This is a genomic window from Dinoroseobacter sp. S375 (genome assembly GCF_049800775.1).
GTDB lineage: Bacteria > Pseudomonadota > Alphaproteobacteria > Rhodobacterales > Rhodobacteraceae > Dinoroseobacter.
Genome location: NZ_JBNAFR010000005.1, coordinates 108,458 through 131,671 on the forward strand (window position 1 = coordinate 108,458; position 23,214 = coordinate 131,671).

23 protein-coding genes are annotated in these 23,214 nt (G+C 65.6%); 8 read left to right on the plus strand and 15 right to left on the minus strand.

Annotated features, from left to right (window positions below):
• Positions 1-38: 38 nt before the first annotated feature.
• Positions 39-1,274 carry an MFS transporter gene (locus ACP150_RS12980; protein ID WP_424967080.1) on the plus strand — a complete coding sequence of 412 codons (1,236 nt, stop codon included), beginning with the start codon at positions 39-41 and terminating at the stop codon, positions 1,272-1,274.
• Between the two features lie 40 nt (positions 1,275-1,314).
• Here ACP150_RS12980 and ACP150_RS12985 read toward each other — a convergent pair whose 3' ends face one another.
• The 4 genes from ACP150_RS12985 to mbfA form a co-directional block, all read right to left on the minus strand.
• Positions 1,315-1,941 (minus strand): VPLPA-CTERM sorting domain-containing protein, encoded by a 627-nt coding sequence (locus ACP150_RS12985; protein ID WP_424967081.1) that lies wholly within the window; start codon positions 1,939-1,941, stop codon positions 1,315-1,317.
• Between the two features lie 147 nt (positions 1,942-2,088).
• Complete coding sequence (locus tag ACP150_RS12990; protein WP_424967082.1) at positions 2,089-2,541, minus strand: YaiI/YqxD family protein; 453 nt, start codon at positions 2,539-2,541, stop codon at positions 2,089-2,091.
• Positions 2,538-3,476, minus strand: coding sequence for an AEC family transporter (locus ACP150_RS12995; protein WP_424967083.1), 939 nt, complete (start codon positions 3,474-3,476; stop codon positions 2,538-2,540). The genes ACP150_RS12990 and ACP150_RS12995 overlap by 4 nt, the downstream gene beginning before the upstream one ends.
• Positions 3,477-3,545: 69 nt before the next feature.
• Positions 3,546-4,514: an iron exporter MbfA gene (mbfA, locus tag ACP150_RS13000; RefSeq protein ID WP_424967084.1), complete on the minus strand. Its 969-nt coding sequence runs from the start codon at positions 4,512-4,514 to the stop codon at positions 3,546-3,548.
• Between the two features lie 117 nt (positions 4,515-4,631).
• Between mbfA and ACP150_RS13005 the strand changes: the two genes are divergently transcribed.
• A complete protein-coding gene (locus ACP150_RS13005; RefSeq protein ID WP_424967225.1) occupies positions 4,632-5,255 on the plus strand; it encodes a TetR/AcrR family transcriptional regulator in 624 nt (207 codons plus the stop codon).
• Here ACP150_RS13005 and ACP150_RS13010 read toward each other — a convergent pair.
• Complete coding sequence (locus ACP150_RS13010; RefSeq protein ID WP_424967226.1) at positions 5,252-5,959, minus strand: NYN domain-containing protein; 708 nt, start codon at positions 5,957-5,959, stop codon at positions 5,252-5,254. The two genes, ACP150_RS13005 and ACP150_RS13010, sit on opposite strands and share 4 nt — an antisense overlap.
• Positions 5,960-5,983: 24 nt before the next feature.
• Positions 5,984-6,478 (minus strand): N-acetyltransferase family protein, encoded by a 495-nt coding sequence (locus tag ACP150_RS13015; protein ID WP_424967085.1) that lies wholly within the window; start codon positions 6,476-6,478, stop codon positions 5,984-5,986.
• Between the two features lie 161 nt (positions 6,479-6,639).
• On the opposite strand from ACP150_RS13015, the gene ACP150_RS13020 reads away from it, so the two are divergent.
• Entirely contained in the window at positions 6,640-7,011 is a 372-nt protein-coding gene (locus ACP150_RS13020) for a hypothetical protein (RefSeq protein WP_424967086.1), read from the plus strand.
• Positions 7,012-7,469: 458 nt separating this feature from the next.
• Here the strand turns inward: ACP150_RS13020 and ACP150_RS13025 are convergent, their stop codons facing one another.
• The 9 genes from ACP150_RS13025 to ACP150_RS13065 form a co-directional block, all read right to left on the minus strand.
• Positions 7,470-10,421, minus strand: coding sequence for an error-prone DNA polymerase (locus ACP150_RS13025; protein ID WP_424967087.1), 2,952 nt, complete (start codon positions 10,419-10,421; stop codon positions 7,470-7,472).
• A gap of 97 nt (positions 10,422-10,518) precedes the next feature.
• Positions 10,519-10,986 (minus strand): hypothetical protein, encoded by a 468-nt coding sequence (locus ACP150_RS13030; RefSeq protein WP_424967088.1) that lies wholly within the window; start codon positions 10,984-10,986, stop codon positions 10,519-10,521.
• The gene (locus ACP150_RS13035; protein ID WP_424967089.1) at positions 10,977-11,459 is read right to left on the minus strand and encodes an RNA pyrophosphohydrolase; all 483 of its coding nucleotides are present in this window, start codon (positions 11,457-11,459) and stop codon (positions 10,977-10,979) included. The genes ACP150_RS13030 and ACP150_RS13035 overlap by 10 nt, the downstream gene beginning before the upstream one ends.
• Positions 11,460-11,472: 13 nt before the next feature.
• Positions 11,473-12,804 (minus strand): S41 family peptidase, encoded by a 1,332-nt coding sequence (locus tag ACP150_RS13040; protein WP_424967090.1) that lies wholly within the window; start codon positions 12,802-12,804, stop codon positions 11,473-11,475.
• A 7-nt stretch (positions 12,805-12,811) separates the two neighbouring features.
• Complete coding sequence (locus ACP150_RS13045) at positions 12,812-13,930, minus strand: murein hydrolase activator EnvC family protein (protein ID WP_424967091.1); 1,119 nt, start codon at positions 13,928-13,930, stop codon at positions 12,812-12,814.
• Complete coding sequence (gene gpmI / locus ACP150_RS13050) at positions 13,927-15,444, minus strand: 2,3-bisphosphoglycerate-independent phosphoglycerate mutase (protein WP_424967092.1); 1,518 nt, start codon at positions 15,442-15,444, stop codon at positions 13,927-13,929. The genes ACP150_RS13045 and gpmI overlap by 4 nt, the downstream gene beginning before the upstream one ends.
• Positions 15,445-15,567: 123 nt before the next feature.
• Positions 15,568-16,038 (minus strand): 23S rRNA (pseudouridine(1915)-N(3))-methyltransferase RlmH, encoded by a 471-nt coding sequence (gene rlmH, locus ACP150_RS13055; protein WP_424967093.1) that lies wholly within the window; start codon positions 16,036-16,038, stop codon positions 15,568-15,570.
• A gap of 19 nt (positions 16,039-16,057) precedes the next feature.
• Complete coding sequence (rsfS, locus tag ACP150_RS13060) at positions 16,058-16,390, minus strand: ribosome silencing factor (protein ID WP_424967094.1); 333 nt, start codon at positions 16,388-16,390, stop codon at positions 16,058-16,060.
• A gap of 208 nt (positions 16,391-16,598) precedes the next feature.
• Positions 16,599-17,204 (minus strand): SOUL family heme-binding protein, encoded by a 606-nt coding sequence (locus ACP150_RS13065; RefSeq protein WP_424967095.1) that lies wholly within the window; start codon positions 17,202-17,204, stop codon positions 16,599-16,601.
• 312 nt (positions 17,205-17,516) lie between these two features.
• Here ACP150_RS13065 and leuC point away from each other — a divergent pair, with 312 nt between their 5' ends.
• The 5 genes from leuC to leuB all read left to right on the plus strand — a co-directional run bounded on the left by leuC (position 17,517) and on the right by leuB (position 23,059).
• Positions 17,517-18,920 carry a 3-isopropylmalate dehydratase large subunit gene (leuC, locus tag ACP150_RS13070; protein WP_424967096.1) on the plus strand — a complete coding sequence of 468 codons (1,404 nt, stop codon included), beginning with the start codon at positions 17,517-17,519 and terminating at the stop codon, positions 18,918-18,920.
• A gap of 39 nt (positions 18,921-18,959) precedes the next feature.
• Positions 18,960-19,499, plus strand: a complete 540-nt coding sequence (locus tag ACP150_RS13075) for an HdeD family acid-resistance protein (protein ID WP_424967097.1) — start codon at positions 18,960-18,962, stop codon at positions 19,497-19,499.
• Between the two features lie 452 nt (positions 19,500-19,951).
• Complete coding sequence (gene leuD / locus ACP150_RS13080; protein ID WP_424967098.1) at positions 19,952-20,557, plus strand: 3-isopropylmalate dehydratase small subunit; 606 nt, start codon at positions 19,952-19,954, stop codon at positions 20,555-20,557.
• Positions 20,558-20,687: 130 nt separating this feature from the next.
• The gene (locus ACP150_RS13085) at positions 20,688-21,845 is read left to right on the plus strand and encodes an endonuclease/exonuclease/phosphatase family protein (RefSeq protein WP_424967099.1); all 1,158 of its coding nucleotides are present in this window, start codon (positions 20,688-20,690) and stop codon (positions 21,843-21,845) included.
• A 107-nt stretch (positions 21,846-21,952) separates the two neighbouring features.
• Positions 21,953-23,059 carry a 3-isopropylmalate dehydrogenase gene (leuB, locus tag ACP150_RS13090; protein WP_424967100.1) on the plus strand — a complete coding sequence of 369 codons (1,107 nt, stop codon included), beginning with the start codon at positions 21,953-21,955 and terminating at the stop codon, positions 23,057-23,059.
• The last annotated feature ends 155 nt before the right edge of the window (positions 23,060-23,214 follow it).

The following is a 23,214-nucleotide window of genomic DNA, read 5'->3' on the forward strand; positions in this document are numbered from 1 at the left end:
GTTTGACCGTCCCGACCCATCGCCGCAGGCTCGCGCCCATGACACAGCGCCCCTCTCTGATCACACCGGTCCTGCTGGCCGGCTGTGCGATCATCCTGATCAGCTTCGCCATCCGCTCGGCCTTTGGCGTGTTCCAGATCCCGATCCAGGAGGAGTTCGGCTGGCTCCGGTCGGATTTCTCGCTGGCCATCGCGATCCAGAACCTCGCCTGGGGGCTGGGCGCGCCGATCTTTGGCGCGATTGCAGAGCGGTTCAGCGACCGCAAGGCGATCCTTCTGGGCGTAGCCTTTTACGCGATCGGGCTGTTGCTAAGTGCCGGGGCGACGACCCCGATGCAACACAACCTGCTCGAGGTGCTGGTGGGCTTCGGGATCGCGGGCACGGGGATGGGGGTGATCCTTGCCATTGTCGGGCGCGCCGCCTCGGACGAGAACCGCTCCATGGCGCTGGCCATCGCCACCGCCGCGGGCTCAGGGGGGCAGATCTTTGGCCCGCCCCTGACCGAGATGCTCTTGCAGATGCTGGGCCTGCAGACGGTCTTCGTGATCCTGGCCTTGGCCATCCTGTCGACCTTGCTGGTTCTGCCAGCCCTCAAAAGCCCGCCCCCTTCGGCCCTGTCTCAGCGCGCGGAGCCCATGGGGGTCGTGCTGAGCCGCACCCTGAAAGACCCGAGCTTTGTCCTGATCTTTCTGGGCTTTTTCTCCTGCGGGTATCAGCTGGGCTTCATCACCGCGCATTTCCCGGCCTTCGTGACCGAGCTCTGCGGCCCCATCGCGCCCGGCGGCATGCTGAGCGGGCTTGGGATCACGACGACCTCGGCGCTGGGGGCAGTGGCGATCTCCTTGATCGGGATCGCGAATATCGCCGGGGTGCTGGCCGCGGGCTGGGCCGGAAAGCGCTATGTGAAAAAGAACCTGCTGGCGGGGATCTACCTTGGCCGGACGCTGGTGGCGGTAGCGTTCATCATGGTGCCGATCACGCCCGAGACGGTGATCCTGTTCTCGCTGGCCATGGGGTCCCTGTGGTTGGCGACAATCCCGCTGACCTCGGGACTGATTGGGCATCTCTACGGGCTGAAATACATGGGCACGCTTTATGGCGTGGTCTTCCTCAGCCACCAGATCGGCAGCTTCATGGGCGTCTGGCTCGGCGGGCGGCTCTACGACGTCTATGGCGACTACACCCTCGTCTGGTGGATCGGGGTCGGCGTGGGTCTCTTCTCGGCCCTCGTTCACCTGCCCATCCGGGAGCGCGCAGCGCCCGTCCCAGCCTGAGGCGAGAGAGGGCTGGTCCAGGACCAGCCCCCATATCGTGTCAGGATTTGCGGCGTCTGGCCAAGCCCAGCCCAGCCAGCCCGGAAAGCAGCAGGACCGCCCCCGCCGGCAGCGGGATCGGCGCGACAGGCGCTTTCAGTTCGAAATTATCGATGCCAGCAGTTTCCACCAGACCGTTGATGAACTCTGTCTCCAGAGTCATGCTCGTAACATCGGCCAGGATAGCCTCCCAGGTGGCCTGACTGACCCCAAAGGTGGTGGCCGTGAAGGCCGCGCTCACGCTGGTCCAGGTGTCCGCAATCGGGCCCACATAGAGATCGGCAGAGGCGGTGCCGCCAGCGCCAGAAATCGAGAGAATGCCAAAGCCGTCGAGCTCAGGGCCGTTTCCGCCCAGATCGATGGCGTCAAACCCGACCATCCCACCGTCGAACGCGGACAGGTCGCCATTATAGGCCGCAGGTAGCGTTACAAACATCAAGGTGCCCGTGACATCTGTCTGAGACAGGTAGCCATCGGGGTTGCCACCCGTCGCCACATAGCTCACCGAGCCACCATCCCCGGTCCATCCTTCGAGGTCCGCGTCAAAGGTCGACGAAATCGTCATGGCCTGCGCTGCGCCTGCGGCGACAATCGCGGCAGCTGAAAGCGTCAGCAGTCTCGGAATCATAGTTAATATCTCCACTAATTATTCGTTAAACGCGCCAAAAGCTTGACGCATGCGCCACAATCTTTGTTGCGCCGCTCCATGTCAAGGATTCACCAATACCAGTTTTCGTTGCGGAAACAGTGTTTTCGGTTGCAGGTTCTGCTTGGGTTATCGTTTGCTCTTGGCCGCCCGCAGGGCGCGTTCGAGCGCGTCGAGAAATCGCGACCGATCCGCCTTGGAGAAAGCGCGCCCGCCCCCTTGCCGGAACGGATCCGCCGCGCGCAGATCGGCCATCAGGTCCCGCGTGGCCAGCACATTGCCGATATTGGCCTGGGTCAACCGCTCGCCATTATGCTTGAGGACCTCGGCCCCGGCCTCCACACATTTCGCGGCCAAAGGAATATCGCCGGTCACGACCACATCGCCCGGCCCCGCGCGCTCAGCGATCCACATATCCGCTGCATCCGGTCCGTCGGGGACGAACACCATCTCGACCAGCGGGTTCTGGGACGGGCGCAGCCCGCCATTTGAAACCACATACATCTGCACCCCGTGCCGGGTCGCCACCCGCTCGGCCTCGGCCTTCACCGGGCAGGCATCCGCATCGATATAGAGGCTCATATCCAGCCCTGCCCGAGCGCGGCGATGATCGCCGACAGGGTCAGAATGCTCAGCGCGGTCGAGATCAGGATCGTGGCCGACACCCGGGCCGGGGCGACACCGTAATGCTGGGCGAGGATATAGACATTGCCCGCCGTCGGCAGGGCCGCCGCAGCGATCATGACACCGGCGGCGTAGCTGTCTTCCACCGGGAAGATCACCAGTGCGGCGAGGGCGACCGCCGCGGGATGGATCACAAGCTTGCAGAAGGACAGCCATCCGGCCACCTGGATCCGTTCCGCGGATTTCGTGGCGAGCGACGCGCCAATGGCAAAAAGCGCCCCGGGCGTGGCCGCCGAGCCGATGATGTCGAGAAACGCGTTCATCGGCCCCGGGATCGGGATCGCCAGCCCGGACCAAAGCAGCCCCAGCGAGATCGACACGATCATTGGGTTCTTGACCAGACCCAGCCCCACGGATTGCAGCACCCCGAAGGAGACCCGCCCATCCCGGGACCCGGTGATCAGAATCACGATCAGGCTACCAAAGACGATCAGATCCACGGTCAGAACCAGCAGGACGGGGCCCACCGCCGCCTCACCCAGCAAGAGCACAAGCATGGGGATCCCGAGAAAGCCCACATTGCCGATCACCGCACATTGCGCTTCGACCGCAGCCTCCTCGATCCCGAGCTTGCGGACCAGCGCCACCGCCGTGGCCAGCAGGTAGATCACCCCGGTCGCCCAGAGATATGCCCCCACGATCTGCCAATCGAGGATCTCGGACAGGCTGAGATTGGCCGCAAATCGGAACAGCATGGCCGACAGCGCGAAGTAGAAGACGAATTTCGTCAGATAGGCCGTGGCCTCGGGCGAGAAGAAATTCGTGCGCCCGGCCCCATACCCCAAGGCGATAATCGCAAAGAACGGGAGGGTTTGCAGAAAAATCGCCAGCATGGCGGCACCTTACATCAGCCCCGGGCAGCGCCAAGCCCGAAGCGCCCCCAAAAGAAAGAATGACGCGGCCTAGCCCGAGCCGATCAGAACCCCTGCGGCCAGAACCAGCCCCCCGCCCAGCACCACCTGCAGGGCCGCGCGCAGGAAGGGCGTCTCCATGTATTTCTGCTGAATCCAGGCAATGGCCCAGAGCTCGATGAAGACGACGATGATCGCGATGGTCGTCGCGGTCCAGAAATCCGGGATCAGATAGGGCAATGCATGGCCCAACCCGCCCAGGGTGGTCATCACCCCCGAGGCCAGCCCCCGTTTCCACGGCGCGCCCCGGCCCGACAGCTCTCCGTCATCGGAGGCGGCCTCGGTGAAGCCCATGGAGATCCCGGCGCCGACACTGGCCGCCAGCCCCACGAGAAAGGTCTGCCATGTATCGCCCGTGGCAAAGGCGGCGGCAAAGATCGGCGCGAGGGTCGAAACCGATCCATCCATCAACCCGGCCAGCCCTGGCTGCACCCATGTCAGGATGAATTTGCGCTTGGCGACGGCCTCTTCCTCGCCGCGCGCGTCCTCGGAGACCTGATCGGTCAGGGTTTCGGCGAGACGTTCATGCCCGGCCTCGGCCGCCGCAAGCCACCCCAGAAGCTTGCGGGTCTGCGCATCGGACGAGTGCTGCGCCGCCTTGTGGTAAAAGCTGCTGGCATCCCGCTCCATCATCGCGGCCTCGGCCCGGATCCGCTCGATGCTCAGATTCTCCATCAACCAGATCGGCCGCCGCGCATAGAACCCCGCCACATGCTCGCGCCGGATCAGCGGGATGGTCTCGCCAAACCGCGCCTGAAAGAGCTCGATCAGACGGGTGCGATGGGTCTCCTCCTCCTTCGCCATCTCTTCAAAGATCCGGGCGCTTTCGGGGAAGTCACTGTGCAGATGCATCGCATAGGTACGATAAATGCGCCCGTCATCCTCTTCCGAGGCAATGGCGAGCGCGAGCACTTCCATTTCGCTGAGATCGGAAAAACGCCGACGGGACAGGGTAACCATGGGGGATGGCCTCACTTTAGAATGATTCTAAATTAGAGCCCTGCGACACGGATTTCAACCATGGACTTGAGACCGGTGCGCCCGGCGCTCTATGCTCGGGTCAGGATCGGAGATTGCATGAACGTCCCCTCGCAGGTCAGACGTGGCCGGAAATATGAAGATGTGCTGCAAGGCGCGCGCCGCGTGTTTCTGCGTGACGGGTTCGAGGGCGCAAGCGTGGATGACATCGCCCGCGAGGCCGGGGTCTCCAAGGCGACGCTCTATAGCTATTTCGATGACAAGCGGCTGCTCTTTCTCGAAGTGACCCGGGTCGAGATCGGCGCGATCACCGACCGGGCGATGACCGATATCGATCGCTCCGCCCAGCCGGCGCAAGTCCTCACCCAGGCAGGCGAGACCATCATCGGCTTCAGCCTGTCGGTGATGGGGCTGGGGATTTTCCGGCTCTGCATTGCCGAAGGCGAGCGCTTTCCCGAGCTGGCCCAGGCGTTCTACGACACCGGCCCCATGGCGACCCAGGCCGCGCTGTGCGACTACTTTGCCGAAGCCTGCGCGCGCGGCGAGCTGGAGATCGACGATCTCACACTGGCCGCGGACCAGTTTGTCGAACTGTGCCGGGCGGATCTGCAGATGCGTCTTTTGATGCGGGTGCCCCCCGCACCGACCCCGGCAGAGGTCAAACGGGTCCTGTCCGGCGCGGTCGAGATGTTCCTCGCCCGTTATGGCACCGCGCTGTCCTAGTCGAGCCGCCGCACCACCAGTTGATTGCCGACCTTCTTGGTCTCGAACCGCTTGAGCTCTGCGATCAGGCTGCTCAGCTTGCGGTGGCCATAGCTCCGCGTGTCGAAATCCGGGTTCACCGCCGAGATATACTGGCCCAACTGGCCGAGCGGATACCAATCGTCATCCTGAGTGATCTCGTCCATCGCGTTCAGGATCAGCGGCACCGCATCCGCCGCTTTCTCGCGATTGGCCGAGCGCGCGGTCGAGGTTTCTTCACCCCGGTCCTGCACAATGTTCTCGATGAAGATGAAGCGGTTGCAAACATTGCGCAGGCTCTCGGGCGCTTTCTTCTCGCCGATCCCGATCACCTCCTTGCCGTCCTCGCGCAACCGGTTGGCAAGACTGGTGAAATCGCTGTCCGAGCTGACCAGCACAAAACCATCGAACCGCCCGCCATGGAGGATATCCATTGCATCGATCACCAGACCGATATCCGAAGCGTTCTTGCCGGTTGTGTTGGCCGTGTCCTGATGCGCCACCAGCCCAAGGCTCAGCACCTTGTCCGACCAGTTGCGCAAGCGCCCGCTGGACCAGTCGCCATAGACCCGGCGCAAGGCGGGCTCGCCGATGGACGCGATCTCTTTCAGGATGGCCTCGGCGAACTTCGCCGGGACATTGTCGGCATCGATCAGAACGGCCAATAGCGGGCGTTCACGGTGGATTGAGGTCACAGGGGCTCTCCGGCGTTACAGGCGTTTCATCATGACATAGGCGTCCACGAGCCCCTCGGCAGGGTGGCGGAACGCCTCGGGCAGGGTGCCGACGATCTCGAACCCATGGGCCTGCCAAAGACCCACCGCCCGCGTATTGGTCGCAACGACGCAATTGTACTGCATCGCCCGGAACCCCGCATGTCGCGCGGCCTCCAGGGAATGGGCGAGCATGGCCCGCGCCACCCCGCGCCCCTGGGCCGCGGGCGCGGTCACATAGCCGCAATTGCAGATATGGTCCGCGGGCCCGCCAAAATTCGCCACGAGGTAATAGGTGCCCAAGAGCTCCCCCGCCCGCTCGGCCACAAAGGTCTGCCGCTCCGGCGCCATCCAATAGGCGCGCGCATCCGCCTCGGAGATCTCCGGGTCAATCGCATAGGTCGCCCCCGCCCGAAAGACCGGACGCAACATCTCCCAGATCGCGGGCCAATCGGCGGTCTCCGCCGGGCGGAGCGTGACCTCAGAGGTCATGGCACACAGGATGACCCATCCCCCGGCACACCGCGCCCAGGCTGCGAGCCGAAGCGCAGGCCCCGGTCAGGTCGGCACCGAGTGCAGATGATGCGCCGCAGGCAAGGATAGCCTTCGCCAGATCTCCCATGACGTGATCCCTCCCATCCGTTGGGGGCAGGATGGTCGAAATCCACGGCGGCGGCAATGACCCCGCGCCCGTATGGACCCCGGCGCGATGTGATCAGCGTGGAACGGTTCGCCGAAGCCCCGCTCTGCGCGTCGATCAGCGTCCGCGAGAGCAGCGCCAGCGCCCCGATCCGCGCCTGCAACCTCGCCAGCCCGATGTTTTCGCCTCGAGCTCCGGGCTGGCACGCCGCGTCTTCGGCCGCGTGCAGAGCGCGATGAACCCCGTGGGTCGGACCGGCGTCTTCGCCAACACCCCCCTGTCTCTCGCGACGATTACAACCCTCACCGCGCTGAACGCGATCGTGCTGTTCGGCGGCGACGTGATCCTGCTGCAAACACGGCGCGAGGGCGCGGACCTCCTCTGACACCCCCGGGCCACATCTTACGCATGCAACTGCTCAAGGCTTGGCTTCACTCCCGCGGGCAACGCAAGCAAGGGCCCTCTGCCGCAACCGACCAAAACCGTCAGCGGCTTCAATGGCGCTGCCGCAGACCTGTCGCGCTCTTTGCCATCGCGCGGCGCTGTCCCAAACTTGGCCTGCCTGATCGCCAAAAGGTCGTCTGCACCTCCGCGATCACATCGCCGGTCGTCTCGCGCAAGCCAAGGCCGCGTTGACACACGCCTTTCTCGCCAAAACAAAACCGCTGCAAGTCCTGCGCCATTCCTGCGCCACAGGCCGTCGGCCTGTCCTTGCTTTACGGCTTCGCGCATAAGACACCGCCCGGATCACCGCCCTGAGCCTGATCTCTCGCGCCCCGCTGACCTGATCTTAAGTCGTCAAATATCCCGGGGAGCGCGAGGGGCTGGCCCCTCGCTCCGCGCTCAGGGCCTGCGCGGATCCGGTGCTGCGGCGCGCCCCGGATCCCCCATCCCCGGGGTCAGCAGATGCCGCAGCAGGGCCACGGGATGGGCCCGCAGGCTGAGCCGAGTGGCGACGAAGTCCTCCACCACCTCCTCACCGAGGCTCATCTGCGGCAGCTGCACCGCCGGTTCCGCCCCGGCCTCGCCCTCCAGATCCCCGGCAAAGAGCGGCAGGGGCTTCGGCCCCTGCACCGCCCTTGCCTGCCAGAGCGCCTCGCGCCGGCTCAACCCCAGATCCGCAAAGGCATCCGCCTCCGCGAGGCGCGTCAGCGCGGGGCTGCCAAGGCCCGCGCGCCGCCACAGATCCGCCACCGCGCCATAGCCATTGCCCCGCGCCCCCACGAGCCAATCCGCATCCTCCTGCTTGAGCCCCTTCACCTGCCGGAACCCCAGCCGCAGGGCCAGACCGCCCTGCCCGTCCGGTTCCATCACGCAATCCCAGTAACTTGCATTGACGCAGACCGGGCGCACCGCGACCCCATGCTCCCGGGCATCGCGCACGATCTGCGCGGGGGCATAGAAGCCCATGGGCTGCGAATTCAGCAACGCGCAGGCAAAGATCCCCGGATGGTGGCACTTGATCCAGGAGGAGGCATAGACCAGCAGGGCGAAGCTCGCCGCGTGGCTCTCGGGAAAGCCATAGCTGCCAAACCCTTCGATCTGCGAGAAACACCGCTCCGCGAAGTCGCGCTCATAGCCATTGGCGGCCATGCCCCTGAGGAACCGATCCCGGAACTCCGAGACATTGCCATGTTTCTTGAAGGTGGCCAGCGACCGGCGCAGCCGATCCGCCTCGGACGGGTCAAACCCGGCACCGATAATGGCGATCTGCATGGCCTGTTCCTGAAAGAGCGGCACGCCGAGGGTCTTGGATAGAACCTCGCCCAGGGCATCCGAGGGGAACTGCACCTGCTCTTCGCCATTGCGGCGGCGGATGAAGGGGTGGACCATATCGCCCTGGATCGGACCGGGGCGCACGATGGCCACCTGGATCACCAGATCGTAGAAGCTGCGCGGCTTCATCCGGGGCAGGAAGTTCATCTGCGCCCGGCTCTCGACCTGGAACACGCCAATGCTGTCGGCGCGGCAGAGCATGTCATAGACCTTTGGGTCTTCGGGCGGCAGGGTGGCGAGGTCGTAATCCAGCCCGTGATGCTGCTGCATGAGCTCGAACCCCTTGCGCACGCAGGAGAGCATGCCGAGGGCCAGGATATCGATCTTGAGGATCCCGAGACTGTCGAGATCATCCTTGTCCCAGCACAGGACCGTGCGGTCCTCCATGGTGGCGTTTTCCACCGGGACAAGCTCGTCGAGCCGACCTTCGGTGATCACGAAGCCCCCCACATGCTGGCTCAGATGGCGGGGAAAGCCCTGGATCTGATAGATCAGGTCGATGGTTTGACGCAGGCGGCGATCCGCGGGGTCGAGGCCGATCTCGCGCAGGCGCGCCTCCTCGATGCCGCGCACCGAGCCGAAGCCCCAGATCTGGCTCGACAGGGCCGAAAGCGTATCGCCGCTCAGCCCCATGGCGCGGCCCACCTCGCGCACGGCCCGTTTGCCGCGGTAGTGGATTACCGTCGCGCACAGGCCCGCCCGGTGGCGGCCATAGCGGGCATAGATGTGCTGGATCACCTCCTCGCGGCGCTCATGCTCGAAATCCACGTCGATATCCGGAGGCTCGTCCCGGGCCTCGGAGACGAAGCGCTCGAAGACCATGGTGCCGATCTCGGGGCTGACCGAGGTGATGCCGAGACAGTAGCAGACCACGGAATTGGCCGCCGAGCCGCGCCCCTGACAGAGGATGTCACGGGTGCGGGCAAAGGCCACGATATCGTTGACGGTCAGGAAGTAGGGCGCATAGCCGAGCTTGCCGATCAGGCGCAGCTCATGGGCCAGCATGTTCTGCACCTTGGTCGGGGCACCGGCGGGGTAGCGCCAGTGCAGCCCCTCATGGGCGAGGCGCGACAGGCGCTCTTGGGCGGTCTCGCCGCCCTGCACCTCGGAGGGATAGACATAGCGCAACTGGCTCAGGCAGAAGCCGCAGCGCGCGGCGATCTCGGCGCTGCGATGGACCGCTGCCTCATGGCCGCGAAACAGGCGCAGCATCTCGGCCTCGGAGCGCAGGCGTTGTTCCGCATGGGCCTGGGCGGCGCGGCCCAGCGCCTCGACCCGGCGCCCGGTGCGGATCGCGGTCATCACATCCGCGAGGCGGCGGCGGGTCGCGCTGTGAAAAAGCGGCGCGCCACTGGCCACAGTGGGGATGCCGAGATCCGCGGCGATCCCGGCCCAGGCGGCGAAGCGCGCCGGGTCCTGCCCGTCATAGGACGGCCCCATGAGCAGGCTGACTGCCCCGGGGAAGCGGCGCGTCAACTGGCCCGCCTGTGTCATCCATCCGCCCGCGCCGCGCTGCGCCGTCTGGACCTGTGGCGGCCCGTGGAGGAGCAGTTGCACCCCCGCGAGCCCGTCCAGCACATCCGCGAGGCCGAGATCGCACTCCCCCTTGGCGGCACGCAACTGGCCGGTGGTCAGCAGCCGCGTCAGCCGTCCCCAGGCCTGCCGGTCCTCGGGCAGGACCGTGATCTCAAGCCCCTCGCGCAGGTGCAGCCGCACCGCTGGCAAGAAGCGCGGCACGTTGCGGATCGCGGCCGAGCGCGGAGGCGGGCACTGCCGGGCGGGGTCGGGATGAACCGGACCGATCGGGCCGTCCTCGGCCTCGGTCGCCATGCGCAACCGGACCTGACGCGCGATCTCCTTGATTTCGGTATGGGCGCGCACGATCCCCGCCACGGAGTTCACATCCGCGATCGCCAAGGCGGGCAGACCCAGAAGGCTCGCCTTCTGGGCATATTCCTCAGGATGCGAGGCGCCTGTCAGAAAGGTGAAATTCGACAAAGCGCTCAGTTCAACGAACATGGGCGACTCAGTTTCCCGCTATTTGTTCACTTTATGTTCTGCGCCAAAACATGGAACGCCACGGCCCGTCCGTCAAGCCGCCGGGATCTGTCGGAATCTATTCGAGGATCTCGCAGTCCCGGTCCAGCATGCAGCGCTCGAGCCGCGCGAGTGAGGCCATGTCCGGATCCGGGAAGGCTGCCGTGCCGCAGGGATCGACCGACACCACGAGCCCGGCTGCGGTTTGGGTACCAAAGGCCAGATGGATGCCCGGCACCATGTTCCCGCACCACGACGCCATGCAGTGGCTGACAACCGTGATCGGCCCTTCGATCCGGGCACCGGTCAGAAGATCTTCGCCCCGGAACTGGCCAACGACCTGTTTGTCCTCGGGGATCCGGGTCATCATGCCATCCGGGCGGTCCAGCGCCCCCGGCGTGAAATCGAACGTGCCCAGCAGCACGACCTGATCCGGGCGCTCCGCCCGGTCGAGATAGCTGCGTACCGCATCCGCCCGCAGACAGCTCAGGGCATGGGCCGGCTGCGTCACCAGCAGCCCCAAGAGAAGCGCGCGGATCAGAGCCATGTGTCGAAGGCCTTGAACACCTTTTCATAGACATCGCGCTTGAACGGCACGATTGAGGCCAGAACCTTGGGCGGTTCCAGCCAGCGCCACTCGGAAAACTCCGGATGGGCCGTCTCGATATTGATATCCGCATCCGTGCCCTGAAACCGCATCAGAACCCAGCGCTGGGTCTGCCCCTTGTAGCGGCCTTTCCAGATGCGTGGCACGATCTCGACCGGCAGGTCATAGGAGATCCAGTCCGGCGCCTCGGCCACGACCTCGACCAGATCGGGCATGACCCCGGTCTCTTCGCCCAACTCGCGCAGGGCGGCGGTCCGGGCATCCTCGCCAGCCTCGATCCCGCCCTGGGGCATCTGCCAGGCGGGCAGCTCGCTGTCGAAGCGTTGACCGGTAAAGACCCGGCCCGCCCCGTCCCACAGCACCACCCCGACGCATTCTCGATAGGGCAGTGCTGAGATCTCTTCCGGTGTCATGGCGCGCCTTTGGTCAGTCCGTCGGCCCGAGAGCGTTCAGGCCCTTGAGGATGTCGATGGCATAGGCGAGCTGGTAATCCTCGTCCCGCAGTTTCGCGGCATCCTCGGCCTTCTGCTGCTCCTTGAGCAGAAGCTGACGCTCGTCCTCGGAGATCGAGTCGTTGTCCAGCGAGCCGCGCAGATCCGCCTCGGAGCGGCTGGGCCGGTTGTCGACCTCCTCCTCGGCATCGGGACGACGGGAGGGCTGGGCGACCACGATGTCCGGCGACACGCCAAGCGACTGGATCGAGCGGCCCGACGGCGTGTAGTAGCGCGCCGTGGTCAGGCGCATGGCGCCGTCGCCGCGCAGGGGCACGACGGACTGGACCGAGCCCTTGCCGAAGCTCTTGGTGCCCACGACGATGGCGCGGCGGTGATCCTGCAGCGCGCCCGCAACGATCTCGGACGCCGAGGCAGACCCGCCATTGATCAGCACGACAATCGGCTTGCCCTCGGTCAGATCGCCCTCGGTGGCGTTGAACCGCTCGCCATCCTGCGGATCGCGCCCCCGGGTCGAGACAATCTCGCCCTTGTCGAGGAAGGCGTCCGAAACCTTGATCGCCTGGGTCAGGAGCCCGCCGGGGTTGTTCCGCAGGTCGATGACAAAGCCATTCACGGCCTCCATCCCGCCCAGCTCGGCGACTTCCTCGGCAAGCTTCTCTTCGAGATTGGGATAGGTCTGGTCGTTGAAGGTCGTCAGACGCATCACCACCGTGTCGCCCACGGTGCGGCTGCGCACAGCCGTCAGCTTGATCGTGTCGCGGGTGATCGTCACGTCGAAAGGCTCGTCAAAGCCCTCGCGCACCACGGTGATCACGATCTCGGACCCAACGGGCCCGCGCATCATGCCCACCGCATCGTCAAGGGTCAGGCCCAGCACGCTCTCGCCATCCACATGGGTGATGAAATCCCCCGCCTCGATCCCGGCCTCGGCTGCCGGAGTGTCATCGATGGGCGAGACAACCTTCACGAAGCCGTCTTCCTGGGTCACTTCGATCCCGAGCCCGCCGAACTCGCCGCGGGTCTGGACCTGCATATCGCCGAAATCCTTGGGTGGCAGATAGCTGGAATGGGGGTCCAGCGAGGTCAGCATGCCGTTGATCGCCGCCTCGATCAGTTCGCCCTCTTCGACCTGCTCCACATACTGCGCGCGGATCCGCTCGAAAATGTCGCCGAACAGGTCGAGCTGCTCATAGACAGAGGTCTTGCGCGCATTCTCCTGCGCCAGCAGCGGTCCGGCGATCTGGGTTGTCAGCAGTGCGCCGGCCACGGTGCCGCCAAGCGCGGCCATAACGAAGTTCTTCATCTGCGTTTCAATCCTTGTCTGTCACGAACCACGTTCCCGGGTCGACCGGTTCGCCGCCGTTTCTGAGTTCCAAGTAAAGCGTCTCTTGCCGGGTTTGACCACTGGCAAAACCGATCTCGGTCTGCGGTCTGCCGCCCATGAGGCCAAGCGGAGCACCCGAGGACAAGACCTCTCCTGCATCAACATAAAGATCATCGACCCCCGCCAAAACAAGCAAATAGCCGGTTTGGGGTTCAAGGACGATCACGTTTCCGTAGTCGAGCAGGGTTCCCACATAGCGCACGGTGGCCGCGGCGGGGGTCGTCACAAGGGCGCGCGCCGGAGCGGCGAGCACCAGACCGGGCCGTTCGATGCCCGCAAGATCCGGCTCGCCCGCGGCCCGCAGGACCCGTCCCGCCACGGGCAGGGGCAGCGCCCCCTGCCGGGCTTCGAAATCCGCGCGTGGGGCCGCGGGCCCGTCCAGGGCACCGAGTTGCGCGGCAAATTCCTGCAAGGTCGCGCTGGAGGCCGACAACACGCCCAGCAACACCGGGTCCGGTGCGTTCTCCTGCGGCAGGCGGACCCGCTGGGCCACCACATCGGCCAGCGCCACCCGGGCCGCCTGAATATCCAGCAGCGCCTGTTCGAGCTGGGCCGCGGCCACGGTGCGGGTGCGGCGGATCCGGTTGAGCTCCTCAAGCGTGGCGCGCAGCTCGGCCGCCTCGGCGGCCACGGCGGGCGTGACCTCGGAGACGAGCATACCCGCACGGGCAAGGCTGAGCGGACCATCGGGATGGAGCAGCATCGCCTGTTCCGGTGTCTGACCAATGGTCTGCAACACGCTCAGCAGGGCCCCGAGCCGGGCCTGTTCCGCCGCGAGTCGATCGGTGATCGCCTGCTCGCGGATCACCGCCTGCCGCGTGCTTTCGCGCACGGCCTCCAGCCCGGCCTCGAAGCCGCGCACCGCCTCGGTCAGGACCGCGATCCGGTCCGAGGCCCCGGCCTCGGCCGTCAGCGCCGCGCGCGCCTCGGCCAGCAGGGCGGCGGCTTCATTGGCCTGCGCCACGGGGTCCGGGTTGGTCTGGGCCCCGGCAGACCCGCTCGCCAAGAGCGCCAGCGCGATCAGACAGGTGCGAACCGCCTTCACCGCAGCAGGCTCTTGCCGGTCATCTCGGGCGGTTGCGGCACCTGCATCAGCTCCAGCAGCGTGGGGGCGAGATCCGCAAGTCGCCCCTCGGCAAGCTGCGCGCCCTCCGGCCCGCCCACGAGGATCACCGGCACCGGGTTCAGGGTATGCGCCGTGTGCGGCCCGCCCGTCACGGGATCGATCATCGTCTCGCAATTGCCGTGATCCGCCGTGACGATCATCGCGCCCCCCGCGGCCTTCAGAGCGGCCAAAGCCCGGCCCAGCCCGGTATCCACCGCCGCACAAGCCGCCTTCGCGGCCTCCAGATCGCCCGTATGCCCGACCATATCCGGATTGGCATAATTCACCACGATCAGATCATAGCCCGCCTCAATCGCGGCCACGAAGCGGTCTGAGACCTCCTCCGAGCTCATTTCCGGCTGCAGGTCATAGGTCGCCACCTTGGGCGAGGCCGGCATGTAGCGATCTTCGCCCTCCTCCGGCACCTCCTGCCCGCCATTCAGAAAGAAGGTCACATGGGGGTATTTCTCGGTCTCGGCCAGACGGAACTGACGCAGCCCCTGCTTGGCGACCCAGGCGCCGAGCGTGTTCACGATCTCGCGCTTGGGAAACACGATGCCGAGCCAGCGGTCATGATCGTCGGAATAGGACACCATACCGAGGGCCGCCGCGAAATCCGGCCGCCCTGAGATGTCGAAATCGGTGAAATCCGGCTGCACGAAGCCGCGCAGGATCTCACGGGCGCGGTCGGCGCGGAAGTTCAGGCAAAAGAGGCCATCGCCCTCCGCCATCCCGCCATACCCGGCCAGAACCGTGGGGGCGATGAACTCATCCGTCTCGCCGCGCCCATAGGCGGCGCTGACCGCCTCGGTCGCGCTGTCGGCAGCCTCCCCCTCCGCCCGGGCCATGGCTCCATAGGCGCGCGAGACCCGCTCCCACCGATTATCCCGATCCATGGCATAGTAGCGCCCGATCACCGTGCCGACCTGCGCCCCCTCGGGCAGTTCGGCCTCCAGCGCGGGCACGAAGGTATCGGCGGATTTCGGGGCCACGTCGCGACCATCGGTAATCGCGTGGAGCACCACGGGCACGCCCGCCGCCGCCACCGCCCGCGCCGCGGCGACGATATGGGCGCTATGGCCATGGACACCGCCATCAGAGGCCACGCCCATAAGATGCGCGGTACCGCCCGAGGCCTGCATCTTGGCAATGAAGTCCTGCAGGGCCGGCGTCTCGGCGAAACTGCCATCCTCGATCGCCAAGTCGATCTGGCCCAGATCCATGGCCACCACGCGCCCGGCGCCGATATTCGTGTGCCCGACCTCGGAATTGCCCATCTGGCCCGTGGGCAGGCCCACATCCGGGCCAAAGGTGGTCAGCGTCGCGTTGGGACACTCCGCCATCAACCGATCCATCACCGGCGTGTCGGCCAGCAGAGGCGCATTGGCAGGCCCGTCCGGGTCGAGCCCCCACCCGTCGAGAATACACAACACAACTGGTTTCGGCGCGCTCATGGGACCATCCTTTGCTTCGTCACCCGCCTTCTACCGAAGCCACAGCCGGATCGGAACCTCGACAGAGCGCCTGCCTGCCTCATTGTTCCAAAAATACTCAAAATCCGACGGTCGCCGCGCGCGCTACGCCCGATGATAGGGCGTTCCGGCCAGAATGGCCGCCGCACGATAAAGCTGCTCGGCCAGCATCACGCGGACCAACATATGGGGCCAGACCATCTTGCCGAAGGACAAACGGGCATCTGCCTCGGCGCGCAGGGCCTTGGTCAGCCCGTCCGCCCCACCGATCACCAACGCCAGATGGCCCCGCCCCGCATCGCGCCACTCTGCGATCTGCCCGGCAAATTCCGGCGAGGACATCACCTTGCCCCGCTCGTCCAGCACGCAAAGCACCGCGCCCGCAGGCACCGCCTTGCGCAAGAGCACCGCCTCGGCCTCGGACCCGCCACCCTTGCGGTCCTCGACCTCGACAACGGAAACCGGGCCGAGGCCCAAGCCCCGCCCGGTGCGGTCAAAACGTTGCAGGTAATCGTCGATCAGGTCGCGTTCCGGTCCCGCCCGCAGGCGGCCGACCACGCAAAGCGTGACTTTCATGGGCGCATAGCACCCCGGCTCAGGCTTGCGCCGCCGGGGTCATCCACATTTTTTCGAGCTGATAGAAGTCGCGGACTTCCGGACGGAAGACATGGACCACCACATCGCCCGTATCGATCAGCACCCAGTCGCCCTGGCCCTTGCCCTCGACCTTGCAGCTCTGTCCGAGCTCGGCCTTGATGCGCTCGACCAGCTTGTCCGAGATCGCCGCAACCTGCCGCGAGGACCGGCCCGAGCAGATCACCATATGATCGGCCATGCTCGACTTGCCCTGCAGGTCGATGGACACGATGTCTTCGGCTTTGTCTTGATCAAGAGAGGAAAGGACAAGCGAGAGAATATCGTCGCTCATGTCCGTGGACGGCATCGCAGCCAGTCCAGGCGTCGAGGTTTCAGTCACAGCGGAGACCCCAACCGCATTGGGAATGTGAGACAGATTTCTGTCCTCCTACATCAACACGCCGATCCCACCCCGGCGCAGGGTTGCCCAAAGCATAGCATTGAAGCGGTGTTTGCTCAACTCTGCGGGCGTTATGACGCGCGCCGCAGGGGAAAGCGGATCAGTTCAGGACCAGCGCGACTTCGTTCCGGCGGGTCCAGGGCAGGGTAAACGGCCCGTCATAGAAGTAAAAGCGCGGCGCGCCAGAGGCTTCGAGCCCGTGGGCGGCGGCAAAGGCCCGCAGCTCCAGCTCCTTCTGGGTCAGGAGCGTATCGCTCCAGCGGCCCGAGAATTGCACGACCAGCTGGTCCTCGGCCGGGGTCTCCACCAGACGGATCGCAGCCGATTCCGGCGTGGGCAGGTTGTCCAGCGTATAGCCCTGAGGCATGCCGAAGCGCACCACCCAGAGGTTGGGGCCGTCATCATCATCGCTGGCCTGCTGGCTGACCGGGGTGGTCATGGCCACCTTGGCCTCATCCACATTGCCGCCAAAGATGTAATCGGCCAGCACGCGGAACCCGCGCGAGACCGCCTGTTCGCGGTCACCGCGCACCATCACCTCGGCAACGACCTGAGGGGCGTAATCCCGACGCTCGAAATCGCCCTTCTTGACCGTGACTTCATAGGCTGGGGTCTCGTAACCACGATACAATTGCGCCTCCGCACCAACGGACACGGCGGCAACGGTCAGACCGAGCATCAGTGCGATATGGGTCAAGCGGATCATGGCGCCGCGTCCTTTGTTTAGCCAACTTTGTGGGAGTTACGGAGGAAGATTGGGTCTGGATCAGTTTTTTCCAGATCTTCCGGGTGCGACACATGTGCAGCCCCGGCCCGGACAGGCCAGCCTGCTGTCTTGCGGGTCCGGGCCTTGGGTTGTATCTGCTGCCCATGGATAGGGTTTTCAACATATCGGACCGGACGCGGATGCCGTGGCGATTCCACGCCGCCCTGCGGGCCGAGCCTGCCGACAGCTGACTGCCGCGCGCCGCGCATCGCCCCCTGACATGATCCAACCCGCACCTCGGGAGAGACAAAAATGACTGCCCGCACACTCTATGACAAAATCTGGGACGCCCATCTGGCCCATGAGGCCGAGGATGGCACCAGCCTTCTCTATATCGACCGTCACCTCGTGCACGAAGTGACCAGCCCCCAGGCCTTTGAGGGTCTGCGCATGGCCGGGCGCGGTGTTCGTGCGCCGGACAAGACCATCGCTGTGCCGGATCACAACGTGCCAACCACCGCCGGTCGCGAGAATCCCGATCAGATGACCGAGGACAGCCGCATCCAGGTCGAGGCGCTCGACAAGAACGCCAAGGAGTTCGGCATCCACTACTACCCGGTCTCCGACATCCGTCAGGGAATCGTGCATATCGTCGGCCCGGAACAGGGCTGGACCCTGCCCGGCATGACCGTGGTCTGCGGCGACAGCCACACCGCGACCCATGGCGCGTTCGGCGCGCTGGCCCACGGGATCGGCACGTCCGAGGTCGAGCATGTGCTCGCCACCCAGACCCTGATCCAGAAGAAGTCCAAGAACATGAAGGTGGAGATCACGGGCAAGCTGCGCCCCGGTGTCACCGCCAAGGACATCACCCTCTCGGTGATCGGCGCGACCGGCACCGCCGGCGGGACCGGCTACGTGATCGAGTATTGTGGCGAGGCGATCCGCGATCTCAGCATGGAAGGCCGGATGACGGTCTGCAACATGGCCATCGAGGGCGGCGCCCGCGCAGGCCTGATCGCGCCCGACCAGAAGACATATGACTACGTCCAAGGCCGCCCCCACGCCCCCAAGGGCGCGCAGTGGGAAGCCGCTCTGGACTGGTGGAAGACCCTATTCTCGGATGAGGACGCCCATTGGGACAAGGTCATCACGATCAAGGGCGAGGATATCGCGCCCGTCGTGACCTGGGGCACCTCCCCCGAGGATGTGCTGCCGATCAGCGCGCTGGTCCCCGCGCCCGAGGATTTCTCCGGCGGCAAGGTCGACGCGGCCAAGCGCTCGCTCGACTATATGGGCCTGACCCCGGGCACGCCGCTCAGCGAGATCGAGATCGACACGGTCTTCATCGGCTCCTGCACCAATGGCCGGATCGAGGATCTGCGCGCCGCGGCCGAGATCCTCAAGGGCAAGAAGATCGCCGTGAAACGCGCCATGGTCGTGCCGGGCTCCGGCCTTGTGCGCGCGCAGGCCGAGGAAGAAGGTCTGGCGGATATCTTCAAGGAGGCCGGGTTCGAATGGCGTCTGGCGGGCTGTTCCATGTGCCTGGCCATGAACCCCGATCAGCTCACCCCGGGGGAGCGTTGCGCCGCGACCTCGAACCGGAACTTCGAGGGCCGGCAGGGCCGCGGAGGCCGCACCCATCTGCTGAGCCCGGCCATGGCCGCCGCGGCCGCCGTGACAGGGCGGCTTACGGATGTGCGCGAACTGATGTAGCCTGCCCATAACGCGGACAGCCCTGAGGAGAGACGACGCATGAAAGACTGGATGAAATGGGTTCTCTTGGGCCTGCTCTCCCTGATTTGCGGCATTATCGTTCTGGGCAATACCGTTCTGGCCTCGGTGGCGGTCACAGCCGTCACCGGCGCCCTGTTCCTCTTTGCCGGTGCCGCGCAGATCGCGGGCGGTCTGCAGGCCGAGAGCATGGGCAGCAAACTGTTTTCCATCGGGATGGGGGCGCTGGCCGCGTTTCTCGGCATCTCCTTCCTGTTCCACCCCCTCGAAGGCGCGATCTCGCTGGCACTGCTGATCACGATCCTGCTGGCCGTCAGCGGCGGCGCGCGGATCGTGTTTGCCTGGACCATGAAGCAGACCCAGTTCTTCTGGCCCATGCTGATCTCCGGCGCGCTCTCGATCCTTCTGGCTGGCTATATCCTCGCGAATTTCGCGACCGCCTCGGCGCAGCTTCTTGGGGTCCTACTCGGGGTCGAGCTGCTCTTTAACGGGTTGGGCTTCACCGTGCTCGGCTTCTTCCTGCGGGCCCATCCGGAGCTCGCCAAGACGCCCAAGGAATAACGGCGGATCGGGCGCAAACCGCGCCCTCTCTGACCAGTTTCTCCCCAAACATCGCAGATTCTGGCCTTCGATCGTGGGCAAGAGCGCAGGTCGTCGCCGCCCATCAAACGCTCGCTGCGGCCCATCTGGATCAATGGCTCAATACGGAGCCTTCCCTCCTTACCTCCGGCGTCGCGGTTTGAGGGCAGTCTACGGATCAAGGTCCGTGTGGGCGCATTCGTCAGCGCCACTGGCTGCGGATCACTGCACCCGGTGATACCGGCCCGTTCATACGGACGCGGATCAGCGCACCCGCACACGGCATCGCTCTTTTTTGTCGCGAAGCCTTTGGATTGCACCGGCCTGCAAAATAAGGCATCACACCGGCGATCCGTCCCCAGCGCCTGGCGCGGCTGCGCGGACATCGACCGATGACATCAGACCGCCCGCGTCAGGGCGCGAGGAGAGACCAGATGGACAAGTTCGACACGCTCACGGGAATCGCGGCCCCCCTGCCCCTGATCAATGTCGATACGGACATGATCATCCCCAAGCAGTTCCTGAAGACGATCAAGCGCTCGGGTCTGGGTGTGAACCTGTTCGACGAGATGCGCTACGATGATGACGGCGCGGAGATCCCCGATTTCGTGCTGAACAAGGCGCAGTATCGCGATGCGCAGATCCTCGTCTCCGGGGACAATTTCGGCTGCGGCTCTTCGCGCGAGCATGCGCCTTGGGCCCTGCTGGATTTCGGCATCCGCTGTGTGATCGCACCGAGTTTTGCGGATATCTTCTACAACAACTGCTTCAAGAACGGCATCCTGCCCATCGCCCTGCCTCAGGAAGAGGTCGACAAGCTGATGGACGATGCCGAGCGGGGCGCCAATGCGGTCCTCACCGTGGATCTGCAGAACCAGACCATCACCGGCCCCGATGGCGGTTCGATCTCCTTCGAGGTGGATGCGTTCAAAAAGCACTGCCTGCTGAACGGGCTCGACGACATCGGACTGAGCCTTGAGAAAGCCGCTTCGATCGACGCGTTCGAGGCACAGGCCTCCGCGGCCCGCCCCTGGGTCTGAGCGATCCACAGGCCCTTGCCGGCGCGCGGATCAGCGCGCCGGGGATATTGGTTAATCCGGTCTTAACCCCTTCCCTGTTTCCTGCCCGCTGAACAGGGTCGCATTGGGCGACCCGCCATTTGGTGGGCCGATGGGGTTTCTGACATCTCGCGATGGTCGCGGCGGCGACCGGGCAGCAAGGCTCTGCGCCCTTGTATTTGGGGCGCTGCTGGCCTTTGCGCCCACCGCACAGGCCGAGACCATCCGCATCGCCTATTTCCACACGGAGCTTTCCGCCAAGGGGCCGGGGCTGCTCCTGCGCGACCTTTTGAAGGAAAAGCGCCCCAAGAAACTCGACGCGGTGCTGAGCATCCTCAGCCGGAGCGCGGCGGATATCGTGGTGCTCGGGGGGATCGACTATGACGCGGGGGGCCAAACCCTGCGCGCGCTGCAGGCGGCGCTGACGAAATCCGGACTGCCGCTGCCCCATGCCTTCGCGGGCGCACCGAACACGGGCGTGCCCACGGGCTATGACCTGGATGGCGACGGACGGCGGGAAGAGCCCGAGGATGCGCAGGCTTTCGGAGAGTTCCGTGGCGCGGGCGGGCTCGCGGTTCTGTCGCGCTATCCGATTCTGCGGGACGAGGTTCTGGAATTCAGCGGCCTTCTCTGGTCCGCCTTTCCCGCCGCCGATCTGCCGGTCCTGCCGGAGCCTGCGGCGCTGGAAGTTCTGCGCCTGTCCTCAACGGGGCATTGGGATGTGCCGATCCTGCTGCCCAATGGGTCACATCTGCATCTCCTGCCCCTGCACGCCACGCCGCCGGTCTTTGATGGGCCCGAGGATCGCAATGGCCGCCGCAACGCAGATCAGCAGCGATTTTGGGCCGATTACCTGAATGGCTGGACCCCCGCACCCCAACGCGCACTGGGACCGCAGGCCGTGGTGATCGGGACCCTGAACGCGGACCCGCAGGACGGGGAGGCGCGCCCGGGGGCCGTGGCGCGCCTGCGCAGCCATCCCAAACTGCAGGACCCGGCCCCGACCGCAACCGGCGCGGCAGAGGCCAGCGCCCGGCAGGGCGGCGTGAACATGTCCCAGCGCGGGGACCCGGCGCTGGACACGGTCGACTGGCCCGATGACCGGCCGAATGATCCGGGCAACCTGCGGGTGGATTACATCCTGCCGAGCCGGACGCTCTCGGTCGCGGGCAGCGGGTTGCACTGGCCGGAGGCTGCGGAGGCAGAGCTGCTTGAGGAGGCCGAGACCGCCTCGCGCCACCGCCTGATCTGGGTGGATCTGGCCTTCTGAGCCCGGCGCGCCGGGGTGACGAGACCGGCCATCCCATCCCGTCACCTTGACCCTCCGCCCCGGACGGGCTACCGCAGCCGGCGAAACGCAGCCGGAGACACCTAGAGATGAGCACACCTTCCCTTCTGATCCTCGCCGGAGACGGCATTGGCCCCGAGGTCATGGCCGAAGTGCGCAAGATCATCGACTGGTTCGGTGCCAAGCGCGACATGGCTTTCGACGTATCCGAGGATCTCGTGGGCGGCGCGGCTTATGACGTCCATGGCGTCCCGCTCGCCGATGAGACAATGGCGAAGGCGCAGGAGGTGGACGCGGTTCTGCTCGGCGCTGTGGGTGGTCCGAAATACGACGTTCTGGATTTCTCGGTAAAGCCCGAGCGCGGGCTGTTGCGCCTGCGCAAGGAGATGGATCTCTTTGCCAACCTGCGCCCGGCCCAGTGCTTTGACGCGCTGGCGGATTTCTCGTCCCTGAAAAAGGACATCGTGGCCGGGCTCGACATCATGATCGTGCGCGAGCTGACTTCCGGGGTCTATTTCGGCGAGCCGCGCGGGGTCTTCAAGGAAGGCAATGAGCGCGTGGGCGTGAACACCCAGCGCTATACCGAGAGCGAGATCGCCCGGGTGGCGCGCTCTGCCTTCGAGCTGGCCAAACGGCGCAACAACAAGGTCTGCTCCATGGAGAAGGCCAATGTGATGGAAAGCGGGATCCTGTGGCGCGATGTGGTCACCGAGGTCCATGCCGCCGAGTACCCCGAGGTGGAGCTGAGCCACATGTATGCCGATGCCGGTGCCATGCAGCTGGTGCGGGCGCCCAAGCAGTTCGACGTGATCGTGACCGACAACCTGTTCGGGGATCTTCTGTCCGATGCGGCGGCGATGCTGACCGGATCGCTGGGCATGCTGCCCTCGGCCTCGCTGGGCCTGCCGATGGACAACGGGCGTCCCAAGGCGCTCTACGAGCCGGTTCATGGCTCTGCGCCGGACATCGCGGGGGAGGGCAAGGCCAATCCCTGTGCCTGCATCCTGAGCTTTGCCATGGCGCTGCGCTATTCCTTCGATCAGGGCGATGAGGCCACCCGGCTCGAGCAGGCGGTCGAAAAAGTGCTTGCCGATGGGATCCGCTCGGCGGACCTGATGCAGGCGGGTGATGCCACCCCGGCCAGCACCAGCGAGATGGGCGACGCGGTGATCGCCGCCCTCGACGCGAGCCTCTGAGGACCGAGACGGCGCGTGGCGCGGATCTGAGATCCGCGACGCCGCCTGCGGCGACGGTGGGACAGGGCGGCACAGCTGTGCCTGACCCCGTCAGCCTGTGCCTCGCGGATCCGCTCCGCACCCCGATCCGGCCTGGCAAGGCGCGTGCACCGCAC